The sequence below is a fragment of the Methylobacterium sp. Leaf125 genome (assembly GCF_001423085.1).
GTDB lineage: Bacteria > Pseudomonadota > Alphaproteobacteria > Rhizobiales > Beijerinckiaceae > Methylobacterium.
Genome location: NZ_LMNU01000005.1, coordinates 96,620 through 115,307, shown reverse-complemented (window position 1 = coordinate 115,307; position 18,688 = coordinate 96,620). Strand labels below are relative to the sequence as shown.

Sequence of the window (18,688 nt, the reverse complement as noted above, 5' to 3'; positions counted from 1 at the left end):
CCGGGTGGTCGGGGTCCACATGGCAGATCCAGGTCAGGTTTCAGCCCCCTCYTGGAATCACTGCCATCCCGGCCACTCAACCCTGCCTCAGCCCCTTATCGGACGGGCTCTGAGAAGCGCTGCAGCATGCTGAACGTGGTGGGCTGTGAGTGCCTGCCGGCTCAAGAGTTCTCGGGACTGGTGCGAAGGATCACCCTGCGGGCGACTGTTCGGCGCAGGGATCGTCTCGGCTCGTCCAGCGCCCGGTGCCGCCCGGAGTGAATGGTCTGCCTTACCCTTAAGCAGCCATCACCACAAAGGCGCGTGCCGTCGTCGGGCCGTGAAGGCCTCTACAGCGGCAACGACGTCCGCTTCGAGGTGGCCTCGCCCTGCGACGTTCGCTGGTCGTGGGTTCTCAGCTACGCTGGCGAGAGAAGACGCCGCGAGGCGAGGTCGCCGGTCGAGCCCCCACAGCGGTACTGCAATTTCGGGCGGACCCGGTGTGCCCCGATGATGGGCCGTGTTCACGAGCGCGACGCGGTCTGCGGTGATCGCGCCGACCTTGTCGTCCGACAGGATGAGGCGCCACGGAATTCCGATTGGATCGTGCCGGCCTCAGGGTGAACTTCGAAGCGGTGGAGGGGCGTCCCGCCCAAGGGACAAGCCTTGTCGACCCGACGATCCAGGACATCGATGCAGGCTTCATAGGTGCCGCCGCAGGACTGGGCCGTGTCGCCCGAACGGGAGACGACGGTCCGCGAAGGCCTTCTGCCAAAGCTAAGGCTCAGCGGGTACGAGCTTCGGCATCGCCGGTATGGCTTTCGCGCACGAGGTTCGGAATGGATGCGAACCTGTGGAACGGCCACAGCAAACCTCAATCGGGTTCGCCGAACTTGCGATCAATCACCGTAAGCCTATCTCTTCTCAGGGAAAGCCCTGTGACATCAGAGAGATAGATGGTGGGCGCGACAGGGATCGAACCTGTGACCCCTACCATGTCAAGGTAGTGCTCTCCCGCTGAGCTACGCGCCCTCACCGGTGCGCTCGGCGCCGGTGGAGGGGGCTATAGCCTGGGGTTCCGGGGTACGCAAGAGCCCTCGCGGCGCGAATGTTCGGGTTCTCGGTTCGCCGATCGTCGGCCCTGGCATCGGCCCTGTGTGGCCTTCGAAAATGCGGTAAGCCGGGCGCGTCGCGTCCCGGAGGCGGCGGCCGGTCCGCTCCGCTGAGGGGGGGCGGCGGCCAGCACGGGCGGGTTGGAGCTGCGTTGAGACGATGCGTGTCGGGGACGAGGGTGGGCGCGGAGAGGCCGTTCGCGCTTGGGGCGGCGACGCCGACCGAGCGCGCGCGCGCGCGGATCGGGCCTGCCCCGCGGGATTCCGTCTTTCGAGGCGCAGCACGGGATTGTCCGGCCGGGCCACCTCGGGCACGGTCTGCGATGGCGTGAGGCAGGGATGACGACTCCGAACCGGTCCGGCTCGCCGCAGGCGGCCTCCCTCCCCCGCAGTCGCAGGGGGCCTGCGACGCGGAGCTTCGTCCTGGATGGAGCGGCCCGCGATCTCGACCTGGCCGATACCGATCTCGGCGGGAGCTGGGCGACGATCCGCTTCCGGGACGTCGGAAGCGCGGGCGTCTGCCGGCTGGTGCTGAGCGCACGGGTGCTCGGGCCGGATGGCCGGCCCGGCATCGTCGCCCTCTCCGAGGAGGCCGAGGGCGGGGATCGCTTCGTCTGGACGGGGCGTCTTCCGGAGGGGCTGCGCGCCCTGCGGGTGACCCCCCTCACCCGCGAAACCGCGTTCCACCTCGACGGCTTCACGATCCGCCGGGTCCGCCGGATTGGCCTCGTCGCACGCGCCCTGCCCCGGAACCCGGGTCTCACCGCGCGCGCCGTGTACTGGCGCGCCCTCGGGCTCAAGGTCCGCGGGCGGGCGCTGCTCCTGCGGGCCCTGCACGATCGGACGGAGACCGGCTACGCCACCTGGATCGCCCGCTTCGATACCCTCTCGCAGGCCGATCGGCGGCGCATCCGCGACGAGATCGACGCGTGGCCGGACGCACCGCGGATCTCGGTGGTGATGCCGGTGCACGATCCCGCGCCGCGCGTCCTGGACGCCGCCATCCGGTCGGTCCGTGCGCAGCTCTACCCGAACTGGGAGCTCTCCATCGTCGACGATGCCTCGACGGATCCGGCGATCCCGCGCCTCCTCGCCCGTCACGCGCAGCAGGATCCGCGCATCCACGTGCGTCGGCGTACGGAGAACGGTCACATTGCGCGCGCCACCAACGACGCCCTCGCGCAGGCGACAGGACCGTTCATCGCCTTTCTCGACCACGATGACGTGCTGGCCGAGGGCGCGCTCTACCACGTCGCGGCCGCGATCCGTGCCGCCCCCGAACTCGTTCTGATCTACAGCGACGAGGACAAGATCGACGGCCGGGGGCGTCGCTTCGAGCCGCACTTCAAGTCGGGCTTCGATCGGGAGCTGCTCTACGGCCAGAACTACATCAATCACCTCACGGTGATCCGCACGGAGGCGATCCGGGCCGTGGGGGGCCTGCGTCCGGGCTTCGAGGGCAGCCAGGACCACGATCTGCTCTTGCGGATCACGGCTCGACTGACGCCGGATCGCATCCGGCACATTCCGCGGATCCTCTACCACTGGCGGGCGGCCGGCGGCTCGGGGACGTTCTCGGACCGGGCCCTGGAGCGGAGCGAGGTGGCGCGGCTGCGCGCCCTGGCCGAGGTTGCAGCACCCCTGCAGGCGACGGCGGTCCGCGGCCCCCTCGGTTTCAACCGGCTCGTCCGTCCGGTCCCGGAGCCCGCGCCCCTCGTCTCGGTGATCATTCCGACGCGCGACCGCGCGGACCTGCTCGCCGTGGCGCTCGCGGGGGTTCTCGACGGGACGGACTATCCGGCCATCGAACTGCTCATCGTCGACAACGACAGCCGGGAGACCCGCACGCGCGATCTCTTCGCGCGCTTCGCGAACGACCCGCGCGTGCGGATCGTGTCCGTGCCCGGGCCCTTCAACTTTTCCGACCTCTCCAACCGCGGTGCCGCAGCGGCGCGGGGCGCGCTGCTGCTGTTCCTGAACAACGACGTCGAGGTCATCGAGCCCGGCTGGTTGCGCGAGATGGTGTCCATCGCGCTGACGCCGGACATCGGCGCCGTGGGCGCGAAGCTGCTCTACCCGGACCGGACGCTCCAGCACGGCGGCATCGTGCTCGGGATCGGCGGCGTGGCCGGCCACAGCCATCCCGGGCTGTCCGAGGACGATTCCGGATACTTCGCCCGGATGGTCCTGACCCAGGAAGTCTCGGCCGTGACCGGGGCCTGCCTGCTTCTGCGGGCTTCGGTCTTCGCCGAGAGCGGGGGCTTCGACGCCGACGAACTCGCCGTCGCGTTCAACGACGTCGACCTCTGCCTCAAGCTGCGCGCGCACGGGTACCGGATCGTGTGGACACCCCATGCGCGCCTGATCCACCACGAATCGAAGAGCCGCGGCGCGGAGGACACGCCCGAGAAGCTGGCCCGGTTCGAGCGCGAGGTCCGGATCATGCAGGACCGCTGGGGACCGGTTCTGCGCGCCGATCCGTACTACAATCCCAATCTCTCGAAGACCGCGGCGCGCTATCGGCTTTGATGGTGCGGCGCAGCGGCGTCCTGTCGCACCGCAAAGTCGCCGTAATCGGAGGCTCTATCCGCCTACCTTCAGTGGTGCCGGCAAAGCGATGCGCCGGTACCGGAGAGGGCGGCACCGAGACCGGAACCTTCGGGGCGACGATGGTTCGCATCCGCGGGGCCTGTCCGGGCCCTCCGCGGCCGGGATGCCGAAGTCACGGGCTCTTTGGCACGGGTCGGTGATAACACAGGACTCAGGCCGGGCGAGCCGATCTGATTTGTGGCATTTGTTTGGAAGTCTTGCCTGAGATCGAGTGAAAGTCGTCGCATGTGACGGCGCGCTGCTCCCTCGTCTTGCCGGAAGACCGATGAATACGTGCAACAGGGTGACTGTTCCCGGTTGGTGATTGCCCGGATTCCGAGCGCTCCGGTTGGACAGTAGCCTGGAGCCATACTAAGGATCGGGTTGGTTGCCGCCGGTGGTACAAGTCGATCCTGTCCCCCGTTCAAGAGCGTGTGCGAATCGAACGTGACACAACGTACAGACATCGCGATCATCGGCCGTGCCTGCCGGCTTCCCGGCGCTTCGAGCGTCGACGGGCTCTGGCAACTGCTCACCGAGGCGCGATGCGCCGTCGGTCGGATCCCGGACGACCGCTGGTCCCTGGAGCGGTTCGGCCACCCGCGCGCGCAGGAGCGCGGCAAGAGCTATACCTGGTCCGCCGGCGTCCTCGATGACATCTGGTCGTTCGACCCGGGTGTCTTCGGCATCTCGCCCCGCGAGGCCGAGCAGATGGACCCGCAGCAGCGCCTGCTGCTGGAACTGACCTGGGAGGCCCTGGAAGATGCGGGGCTGCGCCCCTCGGACGTGGCCGGGACCCAGATCGGCGTCTTCGTCGGCGCCTCCTCCCTGGATTACGGCAACCTGCGCGTCCTCGACACGTCGTCGGGCGACGCCTACGCGGCCACCGGGAACACGCTCTCGATCCTGTCGAACCGCATCTCCTACATCTACGACCTGAAGGGACCGAGCTTCACCGTCGACACGGCCTGCTCGTCCTCGCTCGTCGCCCTCGACGCCGCGGTGGCGGCCATCTCCAGCGGTCGGATCGACACGGCGGTCGTCGCCGGCGTGAACCTTCTCGCCAGCCCCTTCAACTTCATCTGCTTCTCGAACGCGCAGATGCTCTCGCGCACCGGCCTGTGCCAGGCCTTCTCGTCGAGCGCCGACGGCTACGTGCGCTCCGAGGGCGGTGTCGTGCTCGTGCTCAAATCCGCCAAGGCGGCCCTGCGCGACGGCAGCACCGTGCGCGGCGTCATCGCGGCCAGCGGCGTCAATTCGGACGGGCGCACCACCGGCATCTCCCTGCCCTCCGGCTATGCCCAGGGCGCGCTCCTGGAGCAGGTCTATCGCGAGGCCGAGATCGACCTCGACTCCGTGGTCTTCGTCGAGGCCCACGGCACCGGCACGCCGGTCGGCGATCCGATCGAGGCGAGCGCGATCGGCGGTAAGCTCGGTCGCCCGCGCAAGGCGCCGCTGCCGATCGGCTCGATCAAGAGCAACATCGGCCATACCGAGCCGGTCTCGGGCCTCGCCGGTCTCCTGAAGGCCAGCCTAGCCCTCGAGCATGACCTGTTCCCGACCTCGCTTCACGCGGCCGAACTGAATCCCGAGATCCCGTTTCAGGATCTGAACCTGTCGGTGACGAACAAGCCGCTGCCGCTGACCCGCGATGGCAAGGTGCGCTTCGCCGGCGTCAACTCCTTCGGGTTCGGCGGCACCAACGCGCACGTCGTTCTCACGGACGGACCGCCGGTCCGTGCCGATTCCGTCGCGCCCGATGCGGCCCGGATGCCGGAGGTGCTCCTGCTCTCCGCCCAGAGCCGTGCCGCCCTCAACGAACTCGCCCTGGACTACGCCGAACGCTTCGACGGCGCCGGCAAGGCCGAGATCGCCCGCATCGCGGCGGCCGCCGCGCATCGCCGCGAGCGCCTGTCCTCGCGTTTGGCGGTGTCCCTGGACGCCGATCTCCCGGGGGTTCTGCGTGCCGTCGGTGAGGCCGAGGATGCCCCCGAGGCCCTTCTCGGGACCGCCGTGGACCGCGCCGCGGAGGTCGCCTTCGTCTATTCCGGCAACGGCAGCCAGTGGGCCGGCATGGGTCGCGAGGCCTATGACGAGAACGCCGCGTTCCGCGAGGCCTTCGACCGCATCGACGGCCTGTTCCACACCCTGTCCGGCTGGTCCCTGAAGGACGCCCTGTTCGCCGAGGATCTCGAGGAGCGCCTCGCCCTCACGCGGGTGTCGCAGCCGCTGATCTTCGCCATCTCGAGCGCCTCGACGACGGCCCTGCGGGCCCGCGGCCTCAAGCCGAGCTACGTCCTCGGCCACAGCGTCGGCGAGATCGCGGCAGCGGAAGCCGCCGGGATCCTGAGCCTCGAACAGGCCGTGAAGGTCATCTTCTACCGGAGCAAGCACCAGGAGACGACGCGCGGCTTCGGCACCATGGCCGTGCTGCTCGCCCCGGCCGACGAGATCGAGCTGTTCCTGAAGGATTATCCGAGCCTCGACATCGCCGCCTATAACAGCCCGAAGGCCATCACCGTGGCGGGCCCGGTGGAGGATATCGACGCGGCCATGAAGGCGCTGACGCGCAAGCGTCGCCGCGGGCGCAAGCTCGACCTCGAGTACCCCTTCCACGGCCGGTTGATGAACCCGACCGAGAAGCCGCTGCTGCGGGATCTCGCGGGGCTCAAGCCGCACGCCGCGACGACCGCGATGGTGTCGACCGTCACCGGCAAGGTGCTGGCCGGCGACCAGTTCGGGGCCGGTTACTGGTGGCGCAACATCCGTGAGCCGGTTCGCTTCTGCGAGGCGGTCCAGGAGGCGACCCGACAGGGCGCCCGCGTCTTCATCGAGGTTGGCCCGCGCGCCACCCTGCTGTCGCATATCGGCGACGCCATCGAGCCCCTCGGCATCGAGAACGCCACCATCGGCGTTCTTCACCGCAAGCCGGCGGGCGGCGATCCGATCGCCCGCACCGTCGCGGCCGCCCTCGTGCAGGGCGCCGCCGTCGATGAGGCGACGGTGTTCGGCACGAATCCGACCGGCGACGTGCCGCTGCCGCTCTATCCCTGGCAGCGTCGACCCTTCCGGCTCGCCGAGACCACCGAGGGCGTCGGCGCGGCGACACCGCGTCCCTATCATCCGCTCTACGGCTCCCGCGTCGCACCGGACGGCCTCGAATGGCACGGTCACGTCGACATCGCGACGGTGCCGGACCTCGACGATCACCGCATCGACGGGCAGGCGATCCTGCCCGGTGCCGCCTTCATCGAGATGGCGCTCGGCGTCGCCCGCGAGGCGATGAAGAGCGACAGCGTCACGCTCGCCGACTTCGAGATCCAGTCGCCGATGGTGTTCGGCGAGGAATCCCTGCGCGAGGTCGCGGTGCGGGTCGCCGGCTCCGGCAACGCCATCCAGATTCTCAGCCGCCCCCGCCTGACCCAGGCCGCGTGGCAGCTCCACGCCGCGGCGAAGATCATCGACGGGAGCTTCCCGGCGCCTGCCCCGGTGGACATGCACGTTCCCGCTGAAACGGCGGTGGCGGGCGAAGGCCTCTACCGCCTCGCCGCCGCCTCGGGTCTCGGCTTCGGCCCGAGCTTCCGCCAGGTCGCGGCGAGTGCGCGCCTGGACGAGACGACCATCGTCTCGGAGCTCCTGCCCGCCGAGGCGGACGAGCGGTTCGGGCTCGTCCCGGCGCGCCTCGATTCCTGCTTCCACGGCCTGATCCTGCTCTTCGCCGGCCTGATGGGCGAGGGGTCGACCAAGGCCTATGTCCCGGTTCGCTTCGGGGAAATCCGCCTCGTGAAGCCGGGGGCCGTCATTGCCCGGGCGATGATCCGGACCCGGCGTGCCAACGAGCGCAGCATCCTGGCCGACTTCACCCTGGTGGATGCCGAGGGTGCCGTCATCGCCACCCTGCGCGAGGGGCGGTTCCAGGCGCTCCGCGCCAAGAACGGCAGCGATCTGGCCGCCTACGCCATCGCGCAGCGGCCCGAACTCGCCACCGAGCCCACCGCCATCGCGATGGAGCGCGGGAAGCGCGTCGCCGACGCGATCCGTCCGGCCTGCAAGGCCGCCGTCGCACCCGCCGAAGCACCCCTGGCACCGGGGCACCTGCTTCTCGAAGGCTGGGCGACCTCGATGGCTTACCGCCTGGCGGAAGGCCTGCAGCGCTCCGGCACCGTGGCGATCGACGACCGCGTGCCCGAGGCGATGCGTCCCTGGCTCCTCAACGCCCTCTACGCCCTGGAGAGCAGCGACCTCGCCACCCTCACGGGGGAGCGCTGGACCCTGCGCAAGGATGTCTCCCTGCCGGCCCCCGACGAGATCATGCGCTGGATCGCGGCGGATCATCCCGAACTCTCCGCCGAACTCGTGCTCACCGCCGATATCGGTGCCGTGGTCGGCCGCCTGCTCACGGGGGACCTGACCGAGGCTCCGACCCTCTCCCAGAATGCCCTGGACGCCTTCGTCCTGCGCAGCGCCACGGCACGGGCCGCGGCCGACGTGATCGCAGCTCTCGCCGAGTCCGGCCGCGGCGCCCTGCCCCGCGACCGTGCCCTGCGGGTGCTGCAGGTCGGCTTCGGGCCTCTCTCGGCGCAGGCCGCCGCCTTCACGGACACCATCGAGGCGCAGCTGACGGTCTTCGAAGCCGATCGTCGCCTGGCGGAGCGGGCGCGCCTCGCCCTGCCGCGCGGCGTTGCGGTGATCGAGGATACGGCCGAGCTGGCCGCGGGCAGCTTCGACGTGATCCTGGCCAGCAACGTCCTGCATCGCTCCGAGCGGACGCTGCTCGGCAAGGTCGCCGACGCTCTGGCGACCGGTGGGTTCCTCGCCGCCGTCGAGCCCGGGGCGTCGCTGTTCCGCGATCTGGTGTTCGGTCTGACGCCGGATTGGTTCGAGGCGACGGCCGACCTGCCGGTGGGCCGTCTCGACGACATCACCGGTTGGCAGCGTGCCCTCAGCGACACCGGCCTCGTGCGGGTGGCCGTCGATCGCGCCGTCTCGGCCAATGGCGACGATCTTCTCTTCATCGCCGAGGCCCCGGTGCGCGCCAAGCCGGCGCCCGGTCAGACCTTCGCCTTCGTGATCGGATCGCACGACGCCGTCGCGGCGGAGACGGCCTCCTCGCTGGCGACCTTGCTGGTGGCGAGCGGCGTCCACGTCTCGATCATCCTGGATTCGGAGCAGTCGCTGCTCGAACTGGAGCGTGAGACCCCCGACACGGTGGTTTTCCTCGCCGGCGCCTTCAACCATGCCGGCGCGGCGGCGGACCGCCTGCGCGAGCGCTGCCTCAGCCTGACGCGCTGTGTCGAGCATCTCGGCAGCCGCCAGACCCGGCTCTGGGTGGTCTGCCCCGGTGCCACCCGCGATGCGGGCGATCCCACCGGCTCCGTGGAGGCCGGCGTCTGGGCCTTCAGCCGGACGCTCGCCAACGAGGTGGCCAACCTCGACGTGCGTCGGATCGACCTCGCGGAGACGCTCTCGACCAAGGCTGCCGCCGAGCGCCTGCGCGATCTCATCCTCTCGGGCACGCTCGAGACCGAGATCATTCTCGACGCCGACCGGACCCGCGTGATCCGGTTCTCCCCGGGCCAGCTCTCGCGCCGTCCCGGCGCCGATGCGGTCCCGGCCGAGGCGGCCCGCCTGGAGCGCAGCAACACCGGCGGCCTCAACGAGATGGCCTGGGGGCCGGCGACGCGTCGGGCTCCCGAGCGCGGTGAGGTCGAGATCGCGGTCGAGGCCACGGGTCTCAATTTCCGCGACGTCCTCTGGGCGCTGTCGATGCTGCCGGAGGAGATCCTGGAGGACGGCTTCGCCGGTCCGCGCCTCGGACTGGAAGTGGCCGGCCGGGTCCTCTCCGTCGGCAAGGGTGTCGATGCCTTCAAGCCCGGCGATCGCGTCGTCGCCTTCGCGCAGTCGGGCTTCGCGACCCACATCGTCGTCCCCGAGCTCGTCGTCGCCCCGAGTCCGCCCGGCCTCGATCCGCAGGCCGCGGCCACCGTGCCGGTGGCCTTCCTCACCGCCTATTACGGCCTCGTCAGCTGCGCCCGCCTGCGCCGTGGCGAGTGGGTGCTGATCCATGGCGGCGCCGGCGGCGTCGGTCTCGCGGCCCTGCAGATCGCCAAGATGAAGGGCGCCCGGGTCATCGCCACGGCCGGCTCGCGGGAGAAGCGCGCCCTGGTCAAGGCGTTGGGCGCCGAGCACGTGCTTGACTCGCGGTCCCTCGCCTTCGTCGACGATGTCCGCCGCATCACCGGCGACGGGGTCGGCGTGGTGCTGAACAGCCTGTTCGGCGAAGCGATGGAGCGCAGCCTCAACGTCCTCAAGCCCTTCGGCCGCTTCATCGAGCTGGGCAAGCGCGACTACGTCGCCAACACCCATATCGGCCTGCGTCCGTTCCGGCGGAACTTGTCCTACTTCGGCGTCGATCTCGATCAGGTGCTTCAGCACCAGGGCGAGGACGGGGCGCGGCTGTTCCGCGAGGTGATGTCCCTGTTCAAGGAAGGCGGGCTGAAGCCGCTCCCCTTCCAGCCCTTCACGGCGGACGAGGTCTCGGATGCCTTCCGGCTGATGCAGCAGTCGGGGCATGTCGGTAAGATCGTCATCGCCCCGCCGAAGCCCGGCAGCGTGATGCAGGCGGAGGAATCGGCCTTCACGATCTCGCCCGAGGGGGTCCATCTCGTCACCGGCGGTCTCGGTGGATTCGGGATCGAGGCGGCGCGCTGGCTGGCCGATCGCGGCGCCAAGCACATCGTCCTGGTGGGGCGCAACGGGGCCGCGAGCCCCGAGGCCAAGCAGGTGGTGGCCGATCTCGGAGCCCGGGGCGTCAACGTGGCCGCGGTGGCCTGCGACATCACCAGCCGCAAGGCGGTGGATGCGCTGCTGGCCGCGGTGGAGCGCGAGGGCCGGTCCCTGGCGGGTGTCATCCACGGCGCGATGGTGCTGCAGGATGGCCTCATCGCCAACATCGACGCCGCGGCCCTCGACACGGTCATCCGTCCGAAGGTCATCGGCGCCGAGCACCTCGACGCGGCGACCCGCGAGCGCACGCTCGACTACTTCGTGATGTTCTCCTCGGCGACGACCTTCATCGGCAATCCCGGACAGGGTGCCTACGTCGCCGCGAACGGCTTCATGGAAGGCCTCGCCCGCCGCCGGCGCAAGCTCGGCCTGCCGGCGCTCGCCGTGGCCTGGGGCGCCATCGGCGATGTCGGCGTGCTGGCCCGCAATCGCGCGGTCATGGAGACCCTGGCCGGCCGCGTCGGCGTGACGCCGATGGATGCCCGCCACTGCCTCGACCTCATGGCGGACGCGCTCGAAGGCCAGGGGACGAACCCGGACGACGCCGTGATCGCCATCGCGTCGATGCATTGGGGCAAGGCGCGCGAGCGCCTCGCCACCATGAAGAGCCCGAGCTACGCGGAGCTCGGTTCGGACCAGCAGATGGAAGCCGGTACGGTGGCGGCCATCCATATCGGCCTGCTCCTGAAGACACAGGACATCGACTCGGTGCGCAAGACGGTGGCCGACGCCATCGTGGAGGACATCGCCCGCATCCTGCGCCTGCCCAAGGACGACATCAGCCGCGTGCGTCATCTCTCCGAGATCGGCCTCGATTCGCTGATGGGCGTCGAGCTCGGCGCGAGCCTGCAGGAGCGCTTCGCCCTCGAGGCGCCGCCGTCCGGCATCTCCTCCGGCCTCACCGTCAACGAACTCACCGAGACCCTGATCCAGTCGATCGCGGCGCCGGTGGACGAGGCGGCGGCGGCCGTGATGAGCCTGGCCCAGCGTCATGCCAGCGAGGGGGTGGATGTCCGCACCCTCGAGCCCTTCCACGCGATGGTCGAAGAGAACAGCCTCGCGATCAAAGAAATCCTCCCGTGAGCGATTCCCCCTTGAGGCATGCCGCATGAGCAATTCCGCGAGACCCGACGGCGGACGCGCGGCCCTGGCGGGCTTCGTCACCAACCGCCTCGGGCGTAACGCAAACCGGCCGGCGCCGGCCCGTGCGGCCCAGCGCCCGTCGGGCGATGCGTCCGTGCAGAACTTCGAGTCGCTGCCGGGCTACCGGGAACTGCGCCTTCAGCGCTCGGCGGCCGACCTGATCGGCCTCGGCAACCCGTTTTTCCGGGTGCACGAGACCAAGGCCGGCGCCACCACCCGCATCGCCGGCAAGTCGTTCGTCAATTTCTCGTCCTACGACTATCTCGGCCTGAACGGGCATCCCGACGTCAACGCCGCGGCGGCCCGTGCGATCGAGACCTACGGCACCTCGGCCTCAGCGAGTCGGATCGTGGCCGGCGAGCGACCGGGACACCTCTCCTTGGAGAAGGCCCTGGCCGACCACTACGACACCGAGGCCTGCGTGGTGATGGTGAGCGGCCACGCCACCAACGTCACGACGATCGGCGCCCTGCTGGAGCCGGGCGACGTGATCTTCCACGATTCCTTGAGCCACAACAGCATCGTCACCGGTGCCCAGCTCTCGGGGGCCCAGCGCCGCTCGTTCTCCCACAACGATCTCGACGCCCTGGAGACGCTGCTCGGCGCCACGCGCCACGAGCATCGCCGGGCGCTGATCGTGGTGGAAGGCCTCTACAGCATGGACGGCGATGCGCCGGACCTCGCGGCGCTCATCGCCCTGAAGCAGCGCTACGATGCCTGGCTGATGGTCGACGACGCGCACGGGCTCGGCGTCCTCGGGCGGACCGGCATCGGTCTCGCCGAGCATTGCGACGTCGATCCCCACGGGGTCGACATCTGGATGGGCACGCTCTCGAAGACCCTGTCCACCTGCGGCGGTTACGTCGCCGGACCGGCGGCGCTGATCGAGTACCTCAAGTGCACGGCCGGCGGCTTCATCTATAGCGTCGGCATCTCGCCGCCCCTCGCCGCCGCGGCCGAGACGGCGCTCGAGATCATGCATGCCGAACCGCACCGGGTGGAGCGCCTGCGCCAGAACGGTCACCTGTTCTTGTCCTGTGCGAAGAAGCACGGCCTCGACACGGGGACCAGCCTCGGCCTCGCGGTGATCCCCATCATCGTCGGCGACTCCCTCAAGTCGGTGACGCTGTCGGACCGCCTCTTCAAGCGCGGCATCAACGTTCAGCCGATCATCCATCCGGCGGTGCCGGAGCGGGCGTCGCGCCTGCGCTTCTTCATCACCTCCGAGCATACGCCGGAGCAGATCCGCGAGACCGTGGATGCGGTCGCCGAGGAACTGGCGGCCATCGAGAAGGGTGGTTCGCTGATCGAGCAACTCATGGCCAAGCGCGGCAAGCCGTAGGCGGCGCCGGGGCGCGACGCCTGCGTCGTCCAGCGGGCCGCGAGAACCGCGTCGCAAGGAAATCGCGCCGCAAGAGAATCGCGGCGCAGGATAAGCAAGTCGTAAGAAAATCGGGTTGCAGGAGAATCGGCCTGCATGAGTTCTGGGCACCGGCGTCACCACGCCGGTGCTTTTTTGCGCGCTTCGCACCGATGCGGCCGATTGCCCTCGACCCCTGAGCAGGAGACACTGACCTTGCTATCTCTGTCTGATCGCAACCGGAACCCGGCCCGGACTGCGACGTTCGTCCTCAGCCCGTCGGTCAGGAGCCCGTCATGAGACAATCGACTGTCGCCTCCATCGCGCGAAGTCTGATCAAAACCGTCGCCGAGGCGAGCCGCTCGCTGATCGGTGCGATCCTCGAAGGCCCGATGCCCGCGCCCCAGCCGGTTCCCGTGCGCGTCCGCGCCGACCGTCGCCGTTGAGGCCCTTTCCCTGAGATGGACGTGGTGCGGCGCCGTCAGGCGCCCATCACGGTGTCGAACAGCAGCTTCCCGTTCAGTACGACGATGACCGCCGCGATGGCCCAGGACAGGATCTTGAGCCACGGCCGGATCGTATGCGCGCCCATCTTCTGCCGGTCCGACACGAACCCGACCAGGGGGATGACGGCGAAGGGGAGCTGCATCGACAGCACCACCTGACTCAGCACGAGCAGCTTCGCGGTCCCCTGCTCGCCGTAGAGCGCGGTCACACCCACCACCGGCACGATCGCGATCGCGCGTGTGATCAGGCGCCGGGCCCAGTCGGGGATGTGGAGGCGCAGGAATCCTTCCATCACGATCTGGCCGGCCAGCGTCGCCGTCACGGTGGAGTTGAGGCCCGAGGCCAGCAGGGCCACCGCGAACAGCGTCGAGGCGATCCCGGCACCGAGCAGCGGCGACAGCAGCTCGTAGGCCTGCTCGATCTCCTGAACGTCGGTGCGTCCCTGCGCATGGAACACCGAGGCGGCCATGATCAGGATCGCGGCATTGACGAACAGGGCGAGCATCAGGGCGATCGTCGAGTCGGCGACCGCGAAGCGGATCGCCCCGCGCCGGCCCTCCTCGGTACGCGGATAGGCGCGGGTCTGCACGATCGACGAGTGCAGGTAGAGGTTGTGGGGCATCACGGTGGCGCCGATGATGCCGATGGCGATGTAGAGCGCCGCCGGGTTCCGCACGATTTCGGATGAGGGCAGGAAGCCCACGAGCACCGCCTGGATCGGGGGTGCCGCGAGGGCGATCTGGATCCCGAAGCTGACGAAGATCACCGCCAGCAGGGCGATGACGAAGGCCTCGAGCGCGCGAAACCCCCGCCGCATCAGAAGCAGGATCAGGAAAACGTCGAGGGCCGTGAGCGTTGCCCCGACGACGAGGGGCAGGCCGAACAGAAGCTTGAGGGCGATGGCCGTCCCGATGACCTCGGCGAGGTCGCAGGCGATGATCGCCGCTTCACAGGCGAGCCATAAGACCAGGCTGATGGGGCGTGGGTAATGATCCCGGCAGGCCTGGGCGAGGTCGCGACCCGTGGCGATCCCGAGCCGGGCCGCGAGGGCCTGGAGCACAATGGCCATGAGATTGGACAGCAGGATGACCGAGAGCAGCGTGTATCCGAACTGCGCACCGCCGGCGATGTCGGTCGCCCAATTGCCGGGATCCATGTACCCGACCGAGACCATGTAGCCGGGGCCGATGAAGGCGAGCAGCCGACGCAGCCAGGTGCCGGTCGCCTGGACCGGAACGCTGCCGTTCATCCGCCCGAGGCTCGGCTGGGCTCCCGTGTCCCGGCTGAAGCGCCAGGATCCTTCCGTGGGCGCCTGATGCGCCGGGGGACCCTCCGGTGCCGAGACGGGCCCCGGAGCCGTGAGATGTTCGTGTCGAGCCATGCGCACGCGTGTTTCCGGCAAGAGGACCGCCAGGCGCCTGCAGGCAGCCCACCGAGTTATAGCAGGGGCTATAAAAAGAGCAAACGGCTAAGTCGGCGTGTCCGCGATGCCGCGTCGTTTGGCTGCGCCGGCCGTCAGGATGCGAGGGCCTGCAGGTTGCGATCGATCTGCGCCACCCCGTGGGCCGCGGTCTGCATGCTCATGGAGATCTCCTGGGTGACGGCGCTCTGCTCCTCGACCGCAGACGCCACGCCGGTGACGAAACCGCGAACCACGTCGATCGCCTGTCCGATCGCCGTCAGGGAGGTGACGACGTCGCCGGAGACCGTCTGCATGGTCTTGATGTCCTCGGCGATGCGTGCGGTGGCGTTCGTGACCTGGTTGGAGAGGTTTTTGACCTCGCCGGCCACCACGGCGAAGCCGCGCCCCGCTTCGCCGGCCCGCGCCGCCTCGATCGTGGCGTTGAGGGCCAGGAGATTGATCTGTCCTCCGACACCCTGGATCAGTTGGACGATCCCGTTCATCGACGTGGCGGCGTCGGCGAGCTGGCCCGTCGACCGATCGGCCTTCTGGGCGCGCTCGTCCATCTCGTCCACCTCCTGGCGCGATCGGGCGAGGCTGCTGGCGATCTCGCCGATGGAGGCGTTCAATTCCTCGGCGGCCGAGGCCACCGTCTGGACGTTGACCAGGGTCTGCGACGAGGCGCTGGCCGCCTCGATCTGCGAGCGCATCCGCGCCGTGATATCGGTGGCGTACTTGACCACCTTGAACGGCGTGCCACTCATGTCCAGGATCGGGTTGTAGGAGGCCTGGATCCAGACGATGCGGCCCCCCGCACCGACGCGCTGGAAGATGCCGCTCTGGAACTCGCCCCGGCGCAGGGCGGTCCAGAACGCGCCGTACTCCGCCGAGGCCCCATAGCTCGGATCGACGAACATGCGGTGGTGCTGCCCCCGGATCTGGGCGAGATCGTAGCCCAGAACGGCCAGGAAGTTCGGGTTCGCATCCAGGACGTGCCCGGCGAGGTCGAAATGGATCACGCCCTGCGAGCGGCCGATCGCTTCAACCTGGCCCTGCAGCTCTGCCGTCCGCAGCCTCTCGGCCGTGATGTCGGTGGCGAACTTGACCACCTTGATCGGCCGCCCGGCCGGGTCGAGGATCGGGTTGTAGGTGGCCTGCAGCCAGATCGCCCGGCCGTCCTTGCCGACGCGCCGAAACTCGCCGCTCTGGAAGACGCCCTTGGCCAATCCCTCCCAGAAGACCCGGTAGGCAGCGCTGTCCCGCTCGGGGCCGTCGACGAACAGGCGATGATGCTGCCCCCTCACCTCTTCGAGGCTGTAGCCCACCACATTCAGGAAATTGCGATTGGCGCTCAGGATCGTTCCGTCGAGGTCGAACTCGATCACGCCCTGCGACCGGTCGATGGCTTCGATCTGGCTCAGGGTATCGGCGCTCCGCCGCTTCTCCTCCGTGATGTCGGTGGCGAATTTGACCACGCCGGTGACGCGGCCGTCCCGACCCCGGATGGGATTGTAGGTCGCCTGCAACCAGATCTCGCGGCCGCCCTTGCCGATCCGTCTGTACTCGGCACGCTGGAATTCTCCCCCGGCCAGGGCGGCCCAGAAGGCTTTGTAGGCCGGGCTGTCCCGATCCGTTCCATCGACGAAGATGCGATGATGCTGGCCTTTGATCTCGGCGAGGTCATAGCCCACGGTCTTCAGGAAATTCTCGTTGGCGGCCACGATCGTGCCGTCGGGAAGGAACCCGATCACGGCCTGGGACCGGTCGAGCGCCTCGAGCTTCGCCGCGGTGCGGCTGTTGAAGAACGTCATGGGCAATCCTCGGCTGCGATGCGGTCCATTGCGATGCCGACAGCTCCGCGCCCTCCGTGGGGGCCGTGAGACGGGCCCTGCCACCGGTGAGGAAGCGCGGCGCGATTCCCCGGGGGAACGGTGTTGTCGACTCGACGATCCGGAACGCTCGACATCCCCTGTGGCCTGTTTCTGCTGCAGCCTCGCAAGAAGCCGCTGGCACTCTCACGGGTGCTCGCCGATGGAAGCGGACAAGGCTTAAGTCTCAATTAAAGCGCGGCTCAATTCCCTGTGATCGACCCGCAGATCTGTAATCCAGGTCATTATCATACGTGAAATACGCACCAGGCATGTTGTCGGCTTTCACGAAGCATTACTCGTACTCTTCGCCCGTCGGGTTCGCCTCCCGCGGCTCCGGACCGATTGCGGTGAGGCGGTGTCGAAGGACTTCGCCGATGAGCGCAGGGCCGTCATCTTTCCCGAGACCGGGCTTGCCGTCGGCGGTGCCGTCCTGTGGTGGGGTTTCACTTCCGGGGACGCGGTCGGGCCCAGCGGATCCATCATTCGATTAGCGCGTATCATAAGTTATGTTTCCAGGGCTTGGCTGCATCCCTTAGGGAAGGTCCAGGCCGCAAGCGGCGAAGGGAAGGGCCGCCGCCGCGCGGGGCCCTGGACCGTCCGGGGCGCCGAAGCATCGTCCGCGCGCGTGCCCGTCTCGGTGGTTTGCCGCCGTTGCGCCTCGTCCGTGATGATGCGTACGTGGGGACGCCGCGCGCTGAGCGATGCGGCCCAGATGATCAGAGCGACGGAATCGGAGCCGGCGGGTATGAAGTGGCAGCGTCTCGCACCGGCCGGTACGCGACAGCAGATGGTCGCGACGGCGCTGGCTGGGCTCCTGCTGGGCCTCGGTGGGGTCACGGCGGGGACGACGATGGTCAAGGCCTCGGAACAGGGGGGCCTCTTCAACTTCCTCGAGACGCTGTTCCGCGAGCCGGCCCCGGCTCCGGCGGCATCGCTGCCTGCGCGCCGGCGCGGTCATTACGTGTCCCTTCCCGACGCCCGACGGGTGAGCGCCGTGCGGCCCCTGCGCCAGACTCCGCGCCCCGTCGTCGAGGCGACGGCGACCCGGCCGATCCGAGCCCGGCGGACCCGGGCTCCGGCCGCGGTCGGGCCGATGGCGGCGGGTCCCGTCGGCCCGGCCCGCACTGCGATGGGCGCCCGCACCGTCTGCGTGCGATCCTGCGACGGCTACGTCTTCCCCCTCGGACGCCTCGGCGCCCGATCCGACCTGCCGGTCCACGAGGCCGCCTGCGCGGCGGCCTGCCCGAACACCCCGACGCGGCTCTTCACCTTAGGAGGCGGCGAAACCGAACTCGACCGCGCCGTCGGCCTCGACGGACAGCCCTACCGCAGCCTTGCGGTGGCCAACCTCTATCGCACGAAGCGCGTGGAGCATTGCAGCTGTCAGCCCGACCAGGGTGTGGCCTCGCCGCTGTCGATCCTCCAAGACATGACCGCGCGCGCCGGCGACGTCGTCGCCACCGAGGCGAGTGCGGCCGTCGTGACGCCGCTCCGCGCCGGCGGCTTCACCGTCGTCGACTTCCGTGAGGCGCGCGGCCTGTCGCGTCGCGCGCGGCGCGACATCGACGCCAAGGTCGACGTGGTCCGCCGTGAGGCCGATGCCCGCGCCCTCCGCCAGGGGGTCCGCAGCGCAGATCGGGCGCCCCGCATCCGCGTGGCGGCCTCCGCCGGCTTCGAGCCGGTGCCGCCGCCGATCGAAGTCGAGCCGCGCTTCGTTCCGGCCCGGGCACCGACCCGGGTCGTGATGGCCTCGCCCTTCGTCTACTGAGGCGGCCGTTGGCCGATCCTCGTCTGTGGAAGCGGCTGCAGGCCGTCCTTCGCCTGTAGAAGCGGCCGCCGGCCGTCCTTCGCTTTCAGAAGCGGCCGCCGGCCGCCTGCGGGGCGTTGTCCCTGCACCGGCGATGGCTTAGGGCGGGTTCGATCCCACGCGCTCAGGAGC

7 protein-coding genes and 1 tRNA gene are annotated in these 18,688 nt (G+C 69.3%); 5 read left to right on the top strand and 3 right to left on the bottom strand.

Annotation, left to right across the window (positions count from 1 at the left end):
• Nucleotides 1–936 precede the first annotated feature (936 nt).
• A tRNA-Val gene (locus ASF58_RS08630) sits at nucleotides 937–1,011 on the bottom strand.
• Nucleotides 1,012–1,430: 419 nt separating this feature from the next.
• On the opposite strand from ASF58_RS08630, the gene ASF58_RS08625 reads away from it, so the two are divergent.
• The 4 genes from ASF58_RS08625 to ASF58_RS25680 all read left to right on the top strand — a co-directional run bounded on the left by ASF58_RS08625 (nucleotide 1,431) and on the right by ASF58_RS25680 (nucleotide 13,415).
• The gene (locus ASF58_RS08625) at nucleotides 1,431–3,620 is read left to right on the top strand and encodes a glycosyltransferase (RefSeq protein ID WP_055950403.1); all 2,190 of its coding nucleotides are present in this window, start codon (nucleotides 1,431–1,433) and stop codon (nucleotides 3,618–3,620) included.
• Nucleotides 3,621–4,127: 507 nt separating this feature from the next.
• A complete protein-coding gene (locus ASF58_RS08620) occupies nucleotides 4,128–11,549 on the top strand; it encodes a type I polyketide synthase (RefSeq protein ID WP_156375596.1) in 7,422 nt (2,473 codons plus the stop codon).
• Between the two features lie 25 nt (nucleotides 11,550–11,574).
• Entirely contained in the window at nucleotides 11,575–12,951 is a 1,377-nt protein-coding gene (locus ASF58_RS08615; RefSeq protein WP_055950399.1) for an aminotransferase class I/II-fold pyridoxal phosphate-dependent enzyme, read from the top strand.
• Nucleotides 12,952–13,265: 314 nt separating this feature from the next.
• Nucleotides 13,266–13,415 (top strand): hypothetical protein, encoded by a 150-nt coding sequence (locus ASF58_RS25680; protein WP_156375595.1) that lies wholly within the window; start codon nucleotides 13,266–13,268, stop codon nucleotides 13,413–13,415.
• A 35-nt stretch (nucleotides 13,416–13,450) separates the two neighbouring features.
• On the opposite strand, the gene ASF58_RS08610 is transcribed toward ASF58_RS25680, so the two are convergent.
• On the bottom strand, nucleotides 13,451–14,857 hold the full coding sequence (locus ASF58_RS08610; RefSeq protein WP_082512934.1) for an Nramp family divalent metal transporter: 1,407 nt from the start codon (nucleotides 14,855–14,857) through the stop codon (nucleotides 13,451–13,453).
• 134 nt (nucleotides 14,858–14,991) lie between these two features.
• Nucleotides 14,992–16,689, bottom strand: coding sequence for a PAS domain-containing methyl-accepting chemotaxis protein (locus ASF58_RS08605; RefSeq protein WP_055950393.1), 1,698 nt, complete (start codon nucleotides 16,687–16,689; stop codon nucleotides 14,992–14,994).
• Between the two features lie 805 nt (nucleotides 16,690–17,494).
• On the opposite strand from ASF58_RS08605, the gene ASF58_RS08600 reads away from it, so the two are divergent.
• A complete protein-coding gene (locus ASF58_RS08600; RefSeq protein WP_055950391.1) occupies nucleotides 17,495–18,517 on the top strand; it encodes a DUF2865 domain-containing protein in 1,023 nt (340 codons plus the stop codon).
• Nucleotides 18,518–18,688 lie beyond the last annotated feature (171 nt).